The following is a 16,065-nucleotide window of genomic DNA, read 5'->3' on the forward strand; positions in this document are numbered from 1 at the left end:
TTAATTCCATGTTACCGCATCAAGCGGTTAAAATCTTCCCATTTGGAATAAATCTTTGGAAAACACAGGGGTTTCCCCCTTTATTCAGAAACTGAAAGAATAGTGTGATGCCGGCTTTTCGCAAGCGAAAAGCGAAAATGCTTCTTTACTTGCGGAAGAACAGAATTACTTGCGATAAACGGAAGTTTACTTGCGGCAAATATTGCTTTACTTGCAGCAAACGCCACTATACTTGCGGCAACGCCCTTTTGTTTGTAGAATCAGAAAATTTATTTACAGAATCAAAATTTACATTAAAAGCCCGGCTGCAAACAATTGCAGCCGGGCTCCGTCTTATTTATCTAGCTAATTTCGCAAACACAGTATGGAATGCTTCCACTGTTTTCGCGATATGTTCTTCCGTATGCGCTGAAGACAAGAACATGCCTTCAAACTGGGAAGGCGGCAGGAAAATGCCTTCTTCCGCCATTAAACGGTAGTAGTCCGCAAACAACTCGGTGTCGGATGTTTTCGCTGATGCAAAGTCAACGACAGGTTCATTCGTAAAGAAGAAGCCGATCATCGAGCCTGCACGGTTCACGGTGTGCGGGATGTTGTATTTCTCAGCCGCCGCACGGAATCCGGCTTCCAGCTGATCGCCTCGTTTGACGAAAGTTTCATAAGTTTCTTCATTTAAACGGGATAATGTTTCGTAGCCTGCAGTCATTGCAAGCGGGTTCCCGGACAAAGTCCCTGCCTGGTAAATCGAACCGCTTGGCGCCACTTGCTGCATGATTTCACGCTTGCCGCCGAATGCGCCGACCGGCAGTCCGCCGCCGATCACTTTTCCAAGGCAAGTCATATCCGGTGTTACACCGAAATGGCCTTGTGCGCAGTTATAGCCGACACGGAAGCCTGTCATGACTTCATCAAAGATCAAAATCGTGCCCGCTTCATGCGTCAAGTTGCGCAATTCCTGCAAGAAACCTTCGTTTGGAGGAACAACACCCATATTGCCCGCAACCGGTTCTACGATGACCGCTGCAAGGTCGTCACCGAATTCCTTGAATGCCAGACGCACGCTTTCAAGGTCGTTGTAAGGAACCGTAATGGTGTTTTTCGCAACCGATTCCGGCACTCCTGGTGAGTCCGGCAAGCCTAATGTCGCAACACCGGATCCTGCTTTGATCAGCAAGCTGTCGGCATGGCCGTGGTAGCAGCCTTCAAATTTCAGGATTTTGCTTCGGCCGGTATAGCCGCGCGCCACACGCAAAGCACTCATTGTGGCTTCTGTACCGGATGAAACCATGCGGATCATCTCAATCGATGGCACGCGTTCCATGACCAGTTTCGCCAATTTGGTTTCGAGTAAAGTTGGAGCTCCGAAACTTGTTCCGGATACTGCTACTTCCTGGATTGCCTTGACGACTTCCGGATGTGAATGGCCCAAAATCAGCGGCCCCCATGACAAGACATAGTCGATATACGTATTGCCGTCGATGTCGGTAATCGTGGCTCCGCTTCCGGAAGCCATGAAAATCGGATCCATGTTGACCGATTTGAAAGCACGCACCGGCGAGTTTACGCCGCCCGGCATTAATTTTTTTGCTTCTTCGAATGCTGCAATCGATTTTTCGTATCCCATTATTTCTCCTCCAGCCAACGTGCCGCGTCTTTTGCGTGGTACGTCATAACAATGTCTGCTCCTGCCCGTTTCATGCTAAGCAAAGTTTCAAGAACCATTTTCTTTTCATCCACCCAGCCATTCAACGCCGCTGCTTTAACCATAGCGTATTCGCCGGAAACGTTGTAGGCTACAATCGGAATATCAAAATTGTCGCGAACTTCGCGGATGATATCCAAATAAGAAAGAGCCGGTTTCACAATCATGAAATCCGCGCCTTCTTCGATATCAGAAGTTGCTTCACGAAGTGCTTCCAGACGGTTTGCCGGGTCCATTTGATAAGTTTTGCGGTCGCCGAATTGCGGTGTTGAATGCGCTGCTTCACGGAACGGTCCGTAATAAGCAGATGCATATTTCACACCGTAGCTCATGATCGGCGTGTTTTCAAATCCAGCTTGGTCAAGGCCGAAGCGGATCGCCGCAACAAATCCGTCCATCATATTCGATGGCGCGATAATGTCTGCTCCTGCTTTCGCCTGTGACACAGCGGTACGCGCCAATAGGTCAAGCGATTCGTCATTCAAAATCACACCGTTTTCAATAACCCCGCAATGGCCATGGTCTGTATACTGGCATAGGCAAGTATCCGCGATGACTACAAGATCCGGATGGCGCTCTTTTGCAAAACGGATGGCTTCCTGCGTGATGCCGTGGTCGTGGTAAGCTTGCGTTCCGACTGCATCTTTTTCATTCGGCACACCGAACAAAATAACGGATGGAATGCCCAGTTCGACTACTTCATCAAGTTCTTCACCCAGTCTGTCCAATGAAAAATGGAACACGCCCGGCATGGAAGAAATTTCTGTTTTGACGTTTTCGCCTTCTACGACGAAAATCGGGTAAATGAAATCTTCTTTCTGCAAGCTGGTTTCACGGACCATTGAGCGGAGATTCGCAGTGGTGCGCAAGCGGCGTCCGCGGTTGAAATTCAATTCATTCATTATTAAAAACTTCCTTTCACGATTTCGTTGATGATTTCGGTATACGTATATTTCTCAGGAATAAAGTCGACGGTTCCGCCTTCTTGGCGGATGGCATTTTCCGTAACATGCCCGATGGCAGCAACCCGGATACCGGACCAGTCCCCGCCTGCTTCCCGGTAAGCGGAAACGGCTGAAGGGCTGGCGAATATCACGGTGACGCCGTCCAAGGCTTTTAATTTCTCGGCATTCTCTATTTTAAAGGTGGTTTCATAAATAATCCATTCATCCACCTTCATCGGCATCGATGCGATGGTGTTTCTGGCAAGCGAGCCTTTGATGAATAAACAGTTGGCTTCACCGGCAACAGCAGGGAATTCCTTTACAAACACATCGGCGCTGTAAACGGATGGCATAAAGCTCACTTTATAGCCATGCTGCTCAAGGACTTCCGCTGTCTTTTCTCCGACGGCAGCGATTTTTGCGTGCGTTGCTGTATGCAATTGGAAAAACGCTTCCGCACTGTTTCCGCTCGTGAAAATTAACCAGTCGTAACGTTCGAAATCCGGCAGTTGCGACTGCCGGACTGAAGTTTCTATGAGTGGATAATACAAAGTTTTGCCGCCAAATTTTTCAACAAGTTCGACCGCTTCTTCCGGCTGGTTAGAGCCCGTAAAGACGATGGTCTCGCCCGTCAATGGAAATTCAGGATCAAACATGGTTCTCAGCTTTTACTTTTTGGATTAGTTCATAGCCGCCTTGTGAGCTGATGCGTTCAGCCACCGTACGACCTGCTTCGATCGGATCACGGCTGATGATGGATTCTTTGTAGATCTCATCGGCATCCGGTGATGAAATCAAGCCGGTAAACGATATTTCACCATTATCCACTGTCGCATATCCGGCAATCGGCACTTGGCAGCTGCCGTCCATGTCTTTTAGGAATTTACGTTCTGCAGTAACCGCTAAAGCTGTATTTTCATCATTGACTTTCGCCAATTCCGCAAGCAATTCCGCATCGTCTTCACGGCATTCAATGCCGAGTGCGCCTTGGCCAATCGCTGGCAGGCATTCATCCACTTCAAGGAATTCCGTTACAATATCGTCTTTCCAGCCCATCCGTTTAAGGCCGGCAGCTGCAAGAAGAATGGCATCAAATTCACCTGACTTCAATTTTTCCAAACGTGTATCGATGTTGCCTCGGATCCATTGGATATCCAGATCAGGACGCATCAACAGCAATTGAGAACTACGGCGCAGGCTGCTCGTTCCCACCACCGCTCCTACAGGAAGATCCATGAATTTCACATGGTCATTTGAAATAAACGCATCGCGCGGGTCTTCGCGTTCAGGTACACAGCCGATGACAAAGCCTTCAGGCAAAACTGATGGCATGTCTTTCATGCTGTGGACAGCGAAATCAATTTCTTTATCGTGCAAAGCTTGCTCGATTTCTTTTACGAACAACCCTTTGCCGCCGACTTTAGAAAGCGTCACATCCAAAATGCGGTCGCCTTTTGTCACAATTTCTTTTATTTCAAATTCAAATGGCGCTCCCGCTGCTTTCAATTTCTCGATAAACTGATTGGTCTGCGTTAACGCAAGCTTGCTTCTTCGTGAACCTACAATAATTTTTCTCAAATGAATCCTACCTTTCCTTAATACCAAAAATGAAATTCCGATAACCGGCTTCCTAAAAAGAAGTTGATTAATAATAGTAAAAACGCATAGATATGAGCCATGGCATATGACATGCCGTTCATTGCGCCTTTGCGGTGGCGGTACAGCACCACGCTGTAGACGATCAGCAAAATAAAGGACCCGATGATTTTAAAATCGAGCAGCGAGAATTCCGCCAGTGAGATATAAGCCCATTGCAGGCCTAAAACCAGCGACACGAACAGCAGCGATATTCCGACCAGAATCGAAATCGTCATGCCGATCTCCGTTTGGCCGAGTGACGGCAAATTGCTCCATTGCTTTGTCCATTTTTTCTTTTTCAGCAATCGGTACAGCACCATGTGCAGCGCTGAAAAGACAAATGACAAAGAAAATGCGACATACGATAAAATCGCGAATGTGATATGGATCAATAATAATTCCGATACCAGGTCCTGCCCGGCCGGTGACTTTTCAATCTGAACCGGTGCAAATGTATGGATGGTCATGAATATGAATCCGATAATGTTGATGAAAAACACCGCAAAATCAAAACGGTAGAAAATCCGCAGGACCAGTGACAAGGTCACCAAAAGCCAGGCATAAAAATAAATCCCTTCAAACAGCGTCAGTATCGGAAAGCGCTGCGTTTCGATGATATATAACACCAGGAAAACCGTTTGCATGACCCACACCACACCGAGCAGCGTCATGGCAATGCGGCTTGCTTTTTTCTCTTTATATAAGTAATCAATAAAATAAAAAACAAGGCTGACAGCATATAGAATAACCATAGCTTCGTGCAGCCTTGCCATTGTTATATCAGCCATCCCATTCCCCTTCGTTTCCATAATTAAAGGCGTTCCGCATCTACATTTTAGCATATAGATTCGAAAACGCCTCTTTCAGAAAGCTTAAAATGAATATCCGGGAGTTTCTTGATTTTGTTGGGTCTGTTCTATGTTTTTAGCCGCTTTGACTTTCGGAGCGCTCATTTGTTTATTGACTTCCGCTTCAACGTCATCTTCAATGCCGAAAATCTGCTGGAACAGCTCAAGCTTTTCAAACGAGTTGGGTGATCCGGCCATTTCTTTGGCCTGCAGGATCGGTTCTTTCAGCAATTGATTGATGATTGATTTGGTATGCTTGTTCAATATTTTCTTTTCGCGGTCTGTCAGGTCCGGCATTTTGTTTTCAATGCTCGCCATTGTTTCTGCTTGGATGTTCAATGCTTTCTGGCGCAATGCCGAAATGACTGGAACTACTCCAAGTGTCGCCAGCCAGTCGTTGAACTGGTGTGTTTCCTGGCCGATCATCGTCATGATTTCCCCTGCTGCCCGTTCGCGTTCAGCCAGGTTCGCTTCAACGATCCCTTGCATATCATCGATATCATATAAAAATACATTGGATAAGTCCGCAATACGCGGGTCTACATCGCGAGGCACAGCAATGTCCACCATGAATAATGGTTTGCCTTTGCGAAGTTTTTCCACAAACTGCATCAATTCAAAATCGATGACATAATCTGTAGCACCTGTTGAAGAAATCAGGATGTCTGCTTCAAGAAGCGCACATTGCAATTGGCTCATTGGAAGTGCACGCCCGTTGAATTTTTCAGCCAAAGCTTCAGCTTTATCCAATGTACGGTTAATGACCGTCACGTTGTCAGCGCCGCTGCCTTGTAAATTCTTGATAGCCAGTTCGCCCATTTTGCCCGCGCCTAAAATAACGACATGTTTGTTTTTCAACGTGCCGAAAATTTTCTTGCCCAGTTCAACCGCTGCATAGGAAACAGACACGGCGTTTTCGCCGATAGCCGTTTCAGAATGTGCCCGTTTCGCAAGCGTCACCGCTTGCTTGAACAATTGGTTGAATACTGTGCCCGTCGTTCCGTATTCCTGTCCTGCAAGAAAACTGTTTCTTACTTGGCCAAGAATCTGTGTTTCGCCAAGCACCATTGAATCGATGCCGGCAGTCACACGGAATAAATGCTCTACCGCTTCTTGCTGTTCATGGACAAATAAATACTGGGACAACGATTCTTGAGGGATTCCGAAATAATCCGCCAAAAATTGCTTCACATAATAGCGTCCTGTGTGAAGCTGGTCCACCACCGCATAAATTTCCGTCCGGTTGCAAGTCGACACGATGACATTTTCCAATATGCTTTTTTGTTCTTTTAACGCTTGCATGGCCTGCGGCAGTTCTGCTTCGATGAATGAAAGCTTTTCTCGGATTTCCACAGGTGCAGAGCGATAATTCACCCCGACTACTAATGTATGCATGGGATCAAAACACCTTTCACGTTCATATTTCAATATAAGTAAGTATACCACTTTCCTGCTGGTGTAAGCATTTTAAATTGTGAACAAGCAATGAAAGTATGTTTATTTATAATTATTATAATGTAAGTTTAACAAAGCGACACATCACTAACAAGCAGAACGCTCTTAGTCGAAATAGTGAGAGAATTCAGGTGTGACGTTGCTTTGGGGATGGTTGCAACTCAAAACGAATTGGTTGTAATTCACAGCTGATTCGTCGGAACCCGTTCTCAATTAGTCGTAACTCAACTCCTTTTCGTCGGAACCCGTTCATTATTGTTTCCTATATAGAATAATATCCCCTTCCCTTCCTCCATAAGTTCAAAATCCGATTTGCCAGCCAGCCGCCGGACCGGCTGGCGATAAACACCTTTCTTGCAGCAAACTTTCCTGCTTGAAAAATCCCAACAAAAAAAGCGCAGCCAAAGCTGCGCTTCATTCTCATTGCATTCTTTTTTCAATTTCCGCCCAAGCCATATCTTTGCCAATTCCTGTTTCGGATGAAAAGACGACCAACGGATCGTTCTTGTCCATATCGAGAGTCTGGCGGACGATTTTCTTGTGCTTTTCCCATTTGCCTTTCGGGATCTTGTCCGCTTTGGTGGCGATGATAATGCAAGGAATATCGAAATGCTTCATAAAGTCATACATCGCGATATCGTCTTTGCTCGGCGGGTGGCGAAGATCGACGATTTGAATCACCGCGCGCAACTCTTCGCGTCCGGTGATATACCGTTCGATCATCTTGCCCCACGCTTCACGTTCCGACTTGGATACTTTCGCATAGCCATAGCCCGGAACATCGACGTAAAATAATTTCTCTTCAATTTTATAAAAGTTCAGCGTCTGCGTTTTCCCGGGTTTCGAGGAAATGCGCGCCATGCTTTTGCGTCCGATCATTTTGTTGATGAACGACGATTTCCCGACGTTCGAACGCCCTGCTAAAGCAAATTCCGGTAAGCCGTCTTCCGGATATTGATCCGGGCGGACGGCACTGATGACAAGTTCTACGTTATTGACAATCATTCGTTTACTCCTTCTAATGCAATTTCAAGCGCTTCATCCGCTTGAGAAACGAGTTTGAACGTCAATTCTTCGCGGACACTTTCTGGAATGTCTTCGATATCCCGCTCATTGTCGAGCGGCAGGATAATCGTTTTCAATCCGGCACGGTGGGCGCTCAATGTTTTTTCTTTGACTCCGCCGATCGGCAATACGCGGCCGCGGAGTGTAATTTCTCCGGTCATGCCGACTTCCCGGCGGATTGGGCGTTTGGATAAGGCAGATACTAAAGCGGTGGCAATCGTAATACCTGCTGAAGGGCCGTCTTTTGGAACTGCTCCTTCCGGAACGTGGATATGGATATCCTGCGATTCATGGAAATTCGGATCAATGCCAAGAGATTCTGCGCGCGCTCTGACAAATGACAAAGCGGTTTGCGCAGATTCTTTCATGACGTCACCCAGTTTACCGGTCAGCTGCAGTTTGCCGCTGCCTGGAGACAAAGACACTTCAATTTGAAGCGTGTCGCCGCCGACAGTGGTATAAGCAAGGCCCGTCGCAACTCCGACTTGGTTGACGGTTTCTGCCATGCCATAGCGGAATTTGCGTTTTCCGAGATATTCCTCAACGGCTTCAGCTGTCACGACTACTTGCTCTTTTTCGCCTGCAACAATCTGTTTGGTCACTTTCCGGCAAATCGATGCAATTTGGCGTTCCAAACCACGGACACCTGCTTCACGCGTATAATAACGCACGATATTCAGCAAAGCGTCTTCTTCAAACATTAATTGCTCTTCATTCAAGCCATGTTCTTTCAATTGTTTTGGAGCCAGATGATTTTTGGCGATGGTTTGTTTTTCCGCTTCTGTGTAGCCTGCAATCGTAATGATCTCCATACGGTCGCGAAGAGGTCCCGGAATCGTGCTCAAATCATTCGCAGTTGCAATGAAGAGCACATTTGATAAATCATAAGTTTCTTCAATATAATGGTCGCTGAATGAATTATTCTGTTCAGGGTCCAATACTTCAAGCATTGCAGCCGACGGGTCGCCGCGGAAATCATTCGACATTTTATCGATTTCATCCAACAGGAAAACCGGATTGATGGTTCCTGCCCGTTTCATCCCTTGGATAATCCGTCCAGGCATAGCCCCAACATACGTACGGCGGTGTCCACGGATTTCGGATTCATCGCGCACGCCGCCAAGCGATACGCGGACAAATTTGCGGTCCAGCGATTCAGCGATGGATTTCGCCAATGAAGTTTTACCTACCCCTGGAGGTCCGACCAAGCAAAGTATCGGTCCGCGAAGCGAATTGGTCATCTGCTGGACAGCCAAGTATTCAAGTACCCGTTCTTTGACGCTTTCGAGCCCGTCGTGGTCACGGTCAAGCACTTCTTCCGCATATTTGATGTCGAGGCGGTCTTCTGTCGCTTCCGACCAAGGAATAGTCACCAGCCATTCAAGATAATTGCGGATAATGCCGCTTTCCGCTGCAGCTGAAGGCAGTTTCTCGTAGCGGTCCAGCTCTTTTAACGCTGCTTTTTCGGTTGATTCCGGCATGCCAGCGTCTTCGATACGTTTACGCAAATCGACGATTTCACCGGATTTGCCGTCTTTATCGCCAAGCTCCGTCTGAATCGCTTTCATTTGTTCGCGCAGATAAAACTCTTTTTGCGTTTGTTCCATCGCTTTTTTCACACGCTGCGTGATGCGTTTTTCAAGATCGATCACTTCTTGTTCATTGTGAAGGCGGGTAATGAGCATTTCCAGGCGCTTGCTGACATCAAATGTCTCCAGCACTTCCTGTTTTTCGTTCACTTTCAGCGGCAAATGAGAAGCGACCATATCTGCTAAGCGGCCTGGCTCTTCTATGTCCGCTACCGTATTATACGTTTCTGTCGACACTTTTTTCGAAGCTTTCGCATATTTCTCGAAATGCTCGAGCAACATGCGCATCAATGCATCTTGTTCAGCCGTGCGTTCTGTTTCATCAGGAAACGACGTGACTTCAACAACGGTAAAGTTTTCATCTTCTTCGTAGTTTTTCCACTGGCCGCGTTCCAATCCTTCAACTAGGACACGAATTGTGCCATTCGGCAATTTCAGCATTTGCTTCACATAAGCCAGCGTCCCGATTTTTTGAAGATCATCTTTTTCAGGCTGTTCAATGCTCATTTCTTTCTGCGTTGCTAAAAAGACGATATTGTCTTCGAGCAATGCTTGTTCCAATGCTGCCACTGAACGTTCACGGCCCACATCAATATGAAGTACCATTGTCGGGAATACGAGGAGCCCTCGTAGCGGCAATAACGGTACGCGTTTACTTACTTTTCTTTTAGCCATCTGGGAGTTGCACCTCCGATTATTTTCGTCAAAAAAACAAGCTGACCCCTAACGCGCGGATGTGCACGATCAGAGTCAGCCCGTATCATCCTTCTTACCCACTTCAACAGCCTGCTACACTTACGTATTGCGTAAGTCCAGGCCGCAGAAGTCCGATTGGTTCAACTAACACTCAGCGGCTTCACCGCTAAGTGAAGTTCCACTTTACCCGACCGATGGGCAGTATAACTGCCCCTATGGTCCGATTGGTTCAACTAACACTTAGCGGCTTCACCGCTAAGTGAAGTTTCACTTTATGCGGATGTTTTTTCGTTGTCTTTTTCATCGTATTCCGAACCATCTTCTAAGATGAGTTTCGGCAATTCCTTATTTGTTACCGTTTCTTTCGTAATGACGCATTCAACAATATCTTCTCGTGAAGGCAAGTCGAACATTACTTCAAGCATGATGTTTTCGATAATGGAACGAAGTCCGCGGGCTCCGGTTTTGCGTTCAATTGCCAGTTTCGCAATTTCCACCAAAGCATCTTCTTCGAACGTCAATTCAACATCATCAAGTTCCATCATTTTTTGGTATTGTTTGATCAATGCGTTTTTTGGTTCAGTCAGAATCTGAACCAATGCATTTTCATCTAATTGCTCGAGGCTTGCCAATACAGGCAAACGGCCGATAAATTCAGGGATCAGACCGAATTTCAACAAATCTTCCGGAATCAACTGGCTAAGCAATGACTTTTCATCCAATTCTTCTTTGTTCGGGTCTGCACCGAAACCGATGACTTTGTTGCCCAAACGGCGTTTGATGATTTGGTCAACTCCGTCAAAAGCACCGCCAACGATAAACAATACGTTCGTCGTATCGATTTGGATGAATTCCTGATGAGGATGCTTGCGTCCGCCTTGCGGTGGAACACTGGCAGTTGTACCTTCCAGAATTTTCAATAGAGCTTGCTGAACTCCTTCGCCTGAAACATCACGCGTGATGGACGGGTTTTCGGATTTGCGCGCCACTTTATCGATTTCATCGATATAAATGATGCCTTTTTCCGCACGTTCCACATCGTAATCAGCTGCCTGGATCAGTTTCAATAAAATGTTTTCAACGTCTTCGCCGACATATCCTGCTTCTGTTAAAGAAGTAGCATCTGCAATGGCAAACGGTACATTCAGAATGCGGGCCAACGTTTGGGCAAGCAAAGTTTTACCGCTCCCCGTAGGTCCGATTAATACGATATTTGATTTCGACAACTCGACGTCATCGATCTTGCTATTTGAATTAACGCGTTTATAGTGATTGTAAACAGCAACAGCTAAAGATTTTTTAGCTTTTTCCTGGCCGATCACATAACCGTTCAGAATGTCTAGGATCTCTTTCGGTTTTGGCACTTCTTTAAACTCGACTGCTTCTTCAGTACCCAGCTCTTCTTCTACGATTTCCGTACAGAGCTCAATACATTCGTCACAAATATATACACCTGGCCCTGCTACCAGTTTGCGAACCTGTTCCTGTGGTTTTCCACAAAATGAACATTTTAAATGGTCTTTTTCGTCATTGAATTTAAACAATGTATTCACCCCTATTCAAGCCATTATCTTACAAGATTATGTTTATTGTAGCAACTAATTAGAATTGCTACAAAGAGAAAGCTTTATTTATGTAGTAATATTTTTATTCTATGTAGAGTAAAAACAAGGCACGCTGTTGTGCCTTGTTTTATCTTGATGCTTATGTGGAGCGATTATTCAGCGTCAGCGTCTGCAGCTGCTGAAGTGTTTTCAGTGAATTTAGCGTTTTCCACTAGGAATTCAACTGTGTTTTGCATGCGGATATCATTTTCAAGCATTTCAGTTCCACCCAAAGCAGTCTTGATTTGTTCGATGTCCATGTTGAACTGGCCAGACATTTTTTCAAGTTCTTTGTCGATGTCTTCTGAAGATACTTCCATGTTTTCAGCATTAGCGATTGCTTCGAGCACCAATGATACACGTACGCGAGTTTCTGCATCATCGTGCATTTGAGCGCGCAAAGCTTCTTCGTCTTGGCCTGAGAACTGGTAGTATAGGTCAAGGTTCATGCCTTGTTGAGTCAAACGTTGTTCGAAATCAGCCATCATGCGGTCCATTTCAGTGTGGATCATAGCATGTGGAAGGTCGATTGTTGCATTTTCAGCAGCTTTTTGAACTAGTTCGTCGCGAAGTGCTGCATCAGCGTTCGCTTTTTTCTGCTCAGCCAATGTTTCTTTCATCTTCGTGCGAAGTGCTTCAAGGCTTTCTACTTCTGGGTCGATTTCTTTAGCGAATTCGTCATCAAGTTCAGGAAGCTCTTTTGATTTTACTTCGTTGATTTTCACTTTGAATGTTGCAGCTTTTCCTGCAAGTTCAGCAGCATGGTATTCTTCTGGGAAAGTGACTTCAACGTCTTTTTCTTCTCCAGTTTTTGTGCCGATCAATTGTTCTTCGAATCCAGGGATGAATGAGTTTGAACCGATTTCAAGAGAATAGTTTTCTCCTTTGCCGCCTTCAAATGCTTCCCCATCAACGAAACCTTCAAAGTCGATAACTGCTGTATCGCCATCTACGATTGCTTCGTCTTCTTTTACCGCAAGCTCAGCAAAACGCTCTTGGTTTTCTTTCAATTGGTTTTCAACTTCTTCGTCCGTTACATCTGTATCCGGCTTAGAAACTTCAAGTCCTTTGTATTCGCCAAGTTGAACTTCAGGTTTGACTGTTACTTTAGCTGTAAATACAAGCGGCTTGTTTTTTTCCATTGTTTCGATATCGATTTCCGGGCGGTCAACCGGGTTAAGTCCAGCTTCTTCAACAGCGTTTGCATATGCATCCGGCAAGATGAAGTCAAGAGCGTCCTGGTAAAGGGATTCTACACCGAAACGTTGTTCGAACATTTGGCGCGGCATTTTTCCTTTACGGAATCCTGGTACGTTAATTTCTTTTACAACTTTTTTGAAAGCTTTGTCCAATCCTGCATTTACTTCTTCTACAGGTACTTCAACTGTAAGAATTCCTGTGTTACCTTCTTGCTTTTCCCATTTTGCTGACATATATAAGCCCTCCAAACATTTTCTACAAAGTCATATTACGTTTTATACGAATTTTGACAACCTCAATATTATAGCATAGTTGACGCTATGTTCAACTATTTCTATCCATTGCGCAATTCAAACCATTGCTCGGCATGAAAAATCAAGCTCATCAATGACGGATCCCCTGAAAAATCCGTTTCTCCCGTGAATAACTGCTCTAAATAACTCATGTAAGCGTCCGCCACTTCTGCTTCTTCAAACTCATCCCATTGAAAAGGATACAATAGGTAAGTATGCCGTTCGAATAATTCCTGAACCATCTCCAAGCGGGTCGGATCTTTTTCAAGGATATCTTCCATCATTCTCTTAATCGCCTGAATCCGGGGATTGTTGATTGGGTCCGGCAATTTTGCTACAGTAAATTCACTTTCGTAATGAAATTTACTGACTTTCACTTTGGCTCTCACTTTTTCCTGGTGGATCATGAATAATATGTATGTTTTCGTTAATAAATCAGTTTCCGGATGCTCCACAATTTCAATCAGGCTGCTCTTCATCACTTCATACGAAGCAGGCGGCAATTCCACAATCAGCCTTTCCTGTTCATTAGGAGACAAAGTGATAAAGTTCTTGACTGCATAAACTGCGGGGTCTATTTTCGGACTGGCAGTATTGGCAACAATGCGTTCATTCAGATCACGCAATTGCTGAAACTGTTCCAGCCGCTCTTCCGGAAGAATTTTTTCTTCTATTAAAATTCCGATCATCCGTTCAGCTTCTTCAAACTCCCGGACTTGCATTAAAATACTTATGTATAGTTCCATTGTCTCCAAGTAATGAACCGGGCCGACTTTCAGCAAATCCCGGCAAACTTCCAATGCTTCATCGTACTCTGCCAGCTCAAATAAGCAATATGCATACGCACCAAGTGCTCCGGCATGTTCCGGTTCATAAGACAGCACTTGGTACAACTTATCGCGCGCATCTTCGTATTTTTCATCTTTCAGCAAATTCATGCCTTCTGTCAGCAGCCGGTTAATCGTGTTCGGAAACACGATGACATTGCCTCTCCGCTTCAACTCTCTATATTTTTTCCGCATTAAAACACCCCATTTGTACTATCTATAATAACATAACGGCATTTTACGGGAAAATAAAATAACAGATTTTTTAGAAATTATAAAAAGAGAGCGCATTAAAAATGAGGAAAGTCAGTTTGAACACATACTGCTCTTACCTTCGTCCAGCCATGGGCCAAAGCAGAACTCACCCATGGCCTGATTAAAAAAATGCCTTTACATGCTAAGCAAGCTTCGGAATTGATTCGTACGGAACCAGCGGGGAAGGAATTGGCGAATTTCGTCATCATTGTAGCCGACTTGCAGTTTTTTTCCATCATGAAGAATCGGGAGTCTGAGCACACCGGGGTTATCTTGGATGACTTGGTATAACTGGGGCATCGACAAAGTATCAAAATCAAGTTTCAGTTTTTTTATGGCATATGCCTTTTTCGAGATGATTTCTTCAGTTCCTTCATTCGTCAAAGACAGGATTTCCTGGATTTCCTCAATCGTAATGGGTGTCGTAGAAATGTTTTTTTCGACATAGGGAATATTATATTCGTTGAGCCATGCTATCGCTTTCCGGCAAGATGTGTTGCTTGTAGCGGTATATAATTTGGCTTTCATCTTCTCACGGTCCTTTCCATTCATTTATTTTTCCAGTGCGCATTTTGTGGATAATTTCCGGCGGAAACAGCATCCGGCAAAACACTTTTGAAAATTCGTTATAATCAACACTCGCCCCTTCATTTTTGCGGGTTTGCAGTTTTTCCAGTAGAGAGTGTAAACACCAGATTAAAGTCTCTATTTCAATATCGGGCCACATTAATCCTTTTTTATGAAGCTTTTTCAGATGGCTCAGCACTTTTTCCTGCGTGCGCATTTTAGCATTATTGACCACTTCGGCAAGCTCTGCATCTTTCAGCATGAGTTCCGGCATCAACTTCTGCAGGTTTTTCTCATTGATCTTGTGGTAATGCATTTCCAGCCGACCCGCTAAAAGTTTTACAGGATCGCCGCTTTTCCACTCCAGATCAAGAGGAATCATGGAATCTATTTGGTCGTCAATCAATGTCATCAGCAATTGCCGTTTATCGGAAAAATAACGGTAAAACGTCCCTGTTGCCACTTTTGCATGGGCAGCGATTTCTTTAGCGGTTGTCTGTTCATACCCTTTTTCGATAAATAACAGTTTTGCACTTTCAATCAGTGCTTCTCTTTTTTGCTTGGATCTCAATTGTTTTGGGAACGTCGGAAAATTTCCGACAAGGTTTTCGTGCTGCATTGTCTCACCTCAAGGATAAGAATAACACGTCTGACCTTAAAACATGAACTCTGGTTCAGGTTTTTTGCGATATTTTTTATGAAATCGCTTCACATTTTCGCCAATAAATAAGAAAAGAATAATATTTCCCCCCTAAAACGGGAACCTGCTTTACCACATCGGCTCTTCTTTGTCCGAAAAAATCGTGAGGAAAGGCATAATTGCCAAACTGAGGAGGAATAAACTAAAGATGAGGGCGATGATGAATAGCGGGTTTGTGGAGGCAAACACATTCAATAACAGCGGCAAAAGAATTGCTATATTTAAAAGGCTGAGTCGCTTTTTCGACTTTCGCGAGATGTACTGGGTTTTTCCGCAAACCGGACATTCCAGCTTATTGTTTAAAGTGAACATCTTTTTTATCGTTTGTTTCCAACTCCATTGTAAATCGCAGTATGTGCATTTTGGCATTTCCATCAACTCCTGTTACTACCTTACGGATTAAAGGGATTCAAAGTTTCACTTTTAACCAAACTGCAAAAATAGCTTAAAAATAAAAAAGCTTTGAAGCATTATGCTTCAAAGCTTTTTATGTACATCTCTATGATCTCCCAAAAAGACGTTTTAAAAGCTTCTAAAATTTTATAAAATCAGGTTTCTTCCATACTAATGTGTACAATACGATTAATAATTTTTTATGACGAACATTGTTCTAAGTAAATGATTTTCTTTTGTTGTATAAAAGTGAACATTATCGAAATCTATTTTCTCTTGCGCTATGGCA

The 16,065-nt window shown here is 44.6% G+C and carries 14 protein-coding genes; all 14 read right to left on the reverse strand.

Going from position 1 to position 16,065, the window contains the following annotated elements; translation table 11 throughout:
• Positions 1-337: 337 nt before the first annotated feature.
• Positions 338-1,624, reverse strand: coding sequence for a glutamate-1-semialdehyde 2,1-aminomutase (hemL, locus tag ACSFXN_RS08695; RefSeq protein WP_437149725.1), 1,287 nt, complete (start codon positions 1,622-1,624; stop codon positions 338-340).
• On the reverse strand, positions 1,624-2,604 hold the full coding sequence (gene hemB / locus ACSFXN_RS08700) for a porphobilinogen synthase (RefSeq protein WP_437149726.1): 981 nt from the start codon (positions 2,602-2,604) through the stop codon (positions 1,624-1,626). Before hemB ends, hemL begins: the two co-directional genes overlap by 1 nt.
• Before the next feature lie 2 nt (positions 2,605-2,606).
• Positions 2,607-3,302, reverse strand: coding sequence for a uroporphyrinogen-III synthase (locus ACSFXN_RS08705; protein WP_437149727.1), 696 nt, complete (start codon positions 3,300-3,302; stop codon positions 2,607-2,609).
• A complete protein-coding gene (gene hemC, locus ACSFXN_RS08710) occupies positions 3,295-4,224 on the reverse strand; it encodes a hydroxymethylbilane synthase (RefSeq protein ID WP_437149728.1) in 930 nt (309 codons plus the stop codon). Before hemC ends, ACSFXN_RS08705 begins: the two co-directional genes overlap by 8 nt.
• Before the next feature lie 17 nt (positions 4,225-4,241).
• Positions 4,242-5,072, reverse strand: a complete 831-nt coding sequence (gene ccsA, locus ACSFXN_RS08715) for a cytochrome c biogenesis protein CcsA (protein WP_437149729.1) — start codon at positions 5,070-5,072, stop codon at positions 4,242-4,244.
• A gap of 84 nt (positions 5,073-5,156) precedes the next feature.
• Entirely contained in the window at positions 5,157-6,527 is a 1,371-nt protein-coding gene (gene hemA / locus ACSFXN_RS08720; RefSeq protein ID WP_437149730.1) for a glutamyl-tRNA reductase, read from the reverse strand.
• Positions 6,528-7,007: 480 nt separating this feature from the next.
• Positions 7,008-7,592 carry a ribosome biogenesis GTP-binding protein YihA/YsxC gene (yihA, locus tag ACSFXN_RS08725; RefSeq protein ID WP_437149731.1) on the reverse strand — a complete coding sequence of 195 codons (585 nt, stop codon included), beginning with the start codon at positions 7,590-7,592 and terminating at the stop codon, positions 7,008-7,010.
• Positions 7,589-9,916 (reverse strand): endopeptidase La, encoded by a 2,328-nt coding sequence (gene lon, locus ACSFXN_RS08730; RefSeq protein WP_437149732.1) that lies wholly within the window; start codon positions 9,914-9,916, stop codon positions 7,589-7,591. The genes yihA and lon overlap by 4 nt, the downstream gene beginning before the upstream one ends.
• Positions 9,917-10,209: 293 nt before the next feature.
• Complete coding sequence (gene clpX, locus ACSFXN_RS08735) at positions 10,210-11,481, reverse strand: ATP-dependent protease ATP-binding subunit ClpX (protein ID WP_300992405.1); 1,272 nt, start codon at positions 11,479-11,481, stop codon at positions 10,210-10,212.
• Positions 11,482-11,654: 173 nt separating this feature from the next.
• Complete coding sequence (gene tig / locus ACSFXN_RS08740) at positions 11,655-12,974, reverse strand: trigger factor (RefSeq protein WP_437149733.1); 1,320 nt, start codon at positions 12,972-12,974, stop codon at positions 11,655-11,657.
• A gap of 101 nt (positions 12,975-13,075) precedes the next feature.
• Positions 13,076-14,056 carry a tetratricopeptide repeat protein gene (locus ACSFXN_RS08745; protein ID WP_437149734.1) on the reverse strand — a complete coding sequence of 327 codons (981 nt, stop codon included), beginning with the start codon at positions 14,054-14,056 and terminating at the stop codon, positions 13,076-13,078.
• Between the two features lie 195 nt (positions 14,057-14,251).
• On the reverse strand, positions 14,252-14,644 hold the full coding sequence (spx, locus tag ACSFXN_RS08750) for a transcriptional regulator Spx (RefSeq protein WP_300992400.1): 393 nt from the start codon (positions 14,642-14,644) through the stop codon (positions 14,252-14,254).
• A 4-nt stretch (positions 14,645-14,648) separates the two neighbouring features.
• The gene (locus ACSFXN_RS08755; protein WP_437149735.1) at positions 14,649-15,302 is read right to left on the reverse strand and encodes a TetR/AcrR family transcriptional regulator; all 654 of its coding nucleotides are present in this window, start codon (positions 15,300-15,302) and stop codon (positions 14,649-14,651) included.
• A gap of 150 nt (positions 15,303-15,452) precedes the next feature.
• Complete coding sequence (locus ACSFXN_RS08760) at positions 15,453-15,752, reverse strand: TIGR04104 family putative zinc finger protein (RefSeq protein WP_437149736.1); 300 nt, start codon at positions 15,750-15,752, stop codon at positions 15,453-15,455.
• Between the last annotated feature and the right edge of the window lie 313 nt (positions 15,753-16,065).

The organism is Planococcus sp. 1R117A (genome assembly GCF_051417975.1).
GTDB lineage: Bacteria > Bacillota > Bacilli > Bacillales_A > Planococcaceae > Planococcus > Planococcus shenhongbingii.

What these genes read in the sequence shown, in the direction of transcription:
- hemL (WP_437149725.1), bottom strand. Translation starts at nt 1,624, where the DNA reads ATGGGATACGAAAAATCGATTGCAGCATTCGAAGAAGCAAAAAAATTA.
- hemB (WP_437149726.1), bottom strand. Translation starts at nt 2,604, where the DNA reads ATGAATGAATTGAATTTCAACCGCGGACGCCGCTTGCGCACCACTGCG.
- ACSFXN_RS08705 (WP_437149727.1), bottom strand. Translation starts at nt 3,302, where the DNA reads ATGTTTGATCCTGAATTTCCATTGACGGGCGAGACCATCGTCTTTACG.
- ccsA (WP_437149729.1), bottom strand. Translation starts at nt 5,072, where the DNA reads ATGGCTGATATAACAATGGCAAGGCTGCACGAAGCTATGGTTATTCTA.
- hemA (WP_437149730.1), bottom strand. Translation starts at nt 6,527, where the DNA reads ATGCATACATTAGTAGTCGGGGTGAATTATCGCTCTGCACCTGTGGAA.
- yihA (WP_437149731.1), bottom strand. Translation starts at nt 7,592, where the DNA reads ATGATTGTCAATAACGTAGAACTTGTCATCAGTGCCGTCCGCCCGGAT.
- lon (WP_437149732.1), bottom strand. Translation starts at nt 9,916, where the DNA reads ATGGCTAAAAGAAAAGTAAGTAAACGCGTACCGTTATTGCCGCTACGA.
- tig (WP_437149733.1), bottom strand. Translation starts at nt 12,974, where the DNA reads ATGTCAGCAAAATGGGAAAAGCAAGAAGGTAACACAGGAATTCTTACA.
- ACSFXN_RS08745 (WP_437149734.1), bottom strand. Translation starts at nt 14,056, where the DNA reads ATGCGGAAAAAATATAGAGAGTTGAAGCGGAGAGGCAATGTCATCGTG.
- spx (WP_300992400.1), bottom strand. Translation starts at nt 14,644, where the DNA reads ATGAAAGCCAAATTATATACCGCTACAAGCAACACATCTTGCCGGAAA.
- ACSFXN_RS08755 (WP_437149735.1), bottom strand. Translation starts at nt 15,302, where the DNA reads ATGCAGCACGAAAACCTTGTCGGAAATTTTCCGACGTTCCCAAAACAA.
- ACSFXN_RS08760 (WP_437149736.1), bottom strand. Translation starts at nt 15,752, where the DNA reads ATGCCAAAATGCACATACTGCGATTTACAATGGAGTTGGAAACAAACG.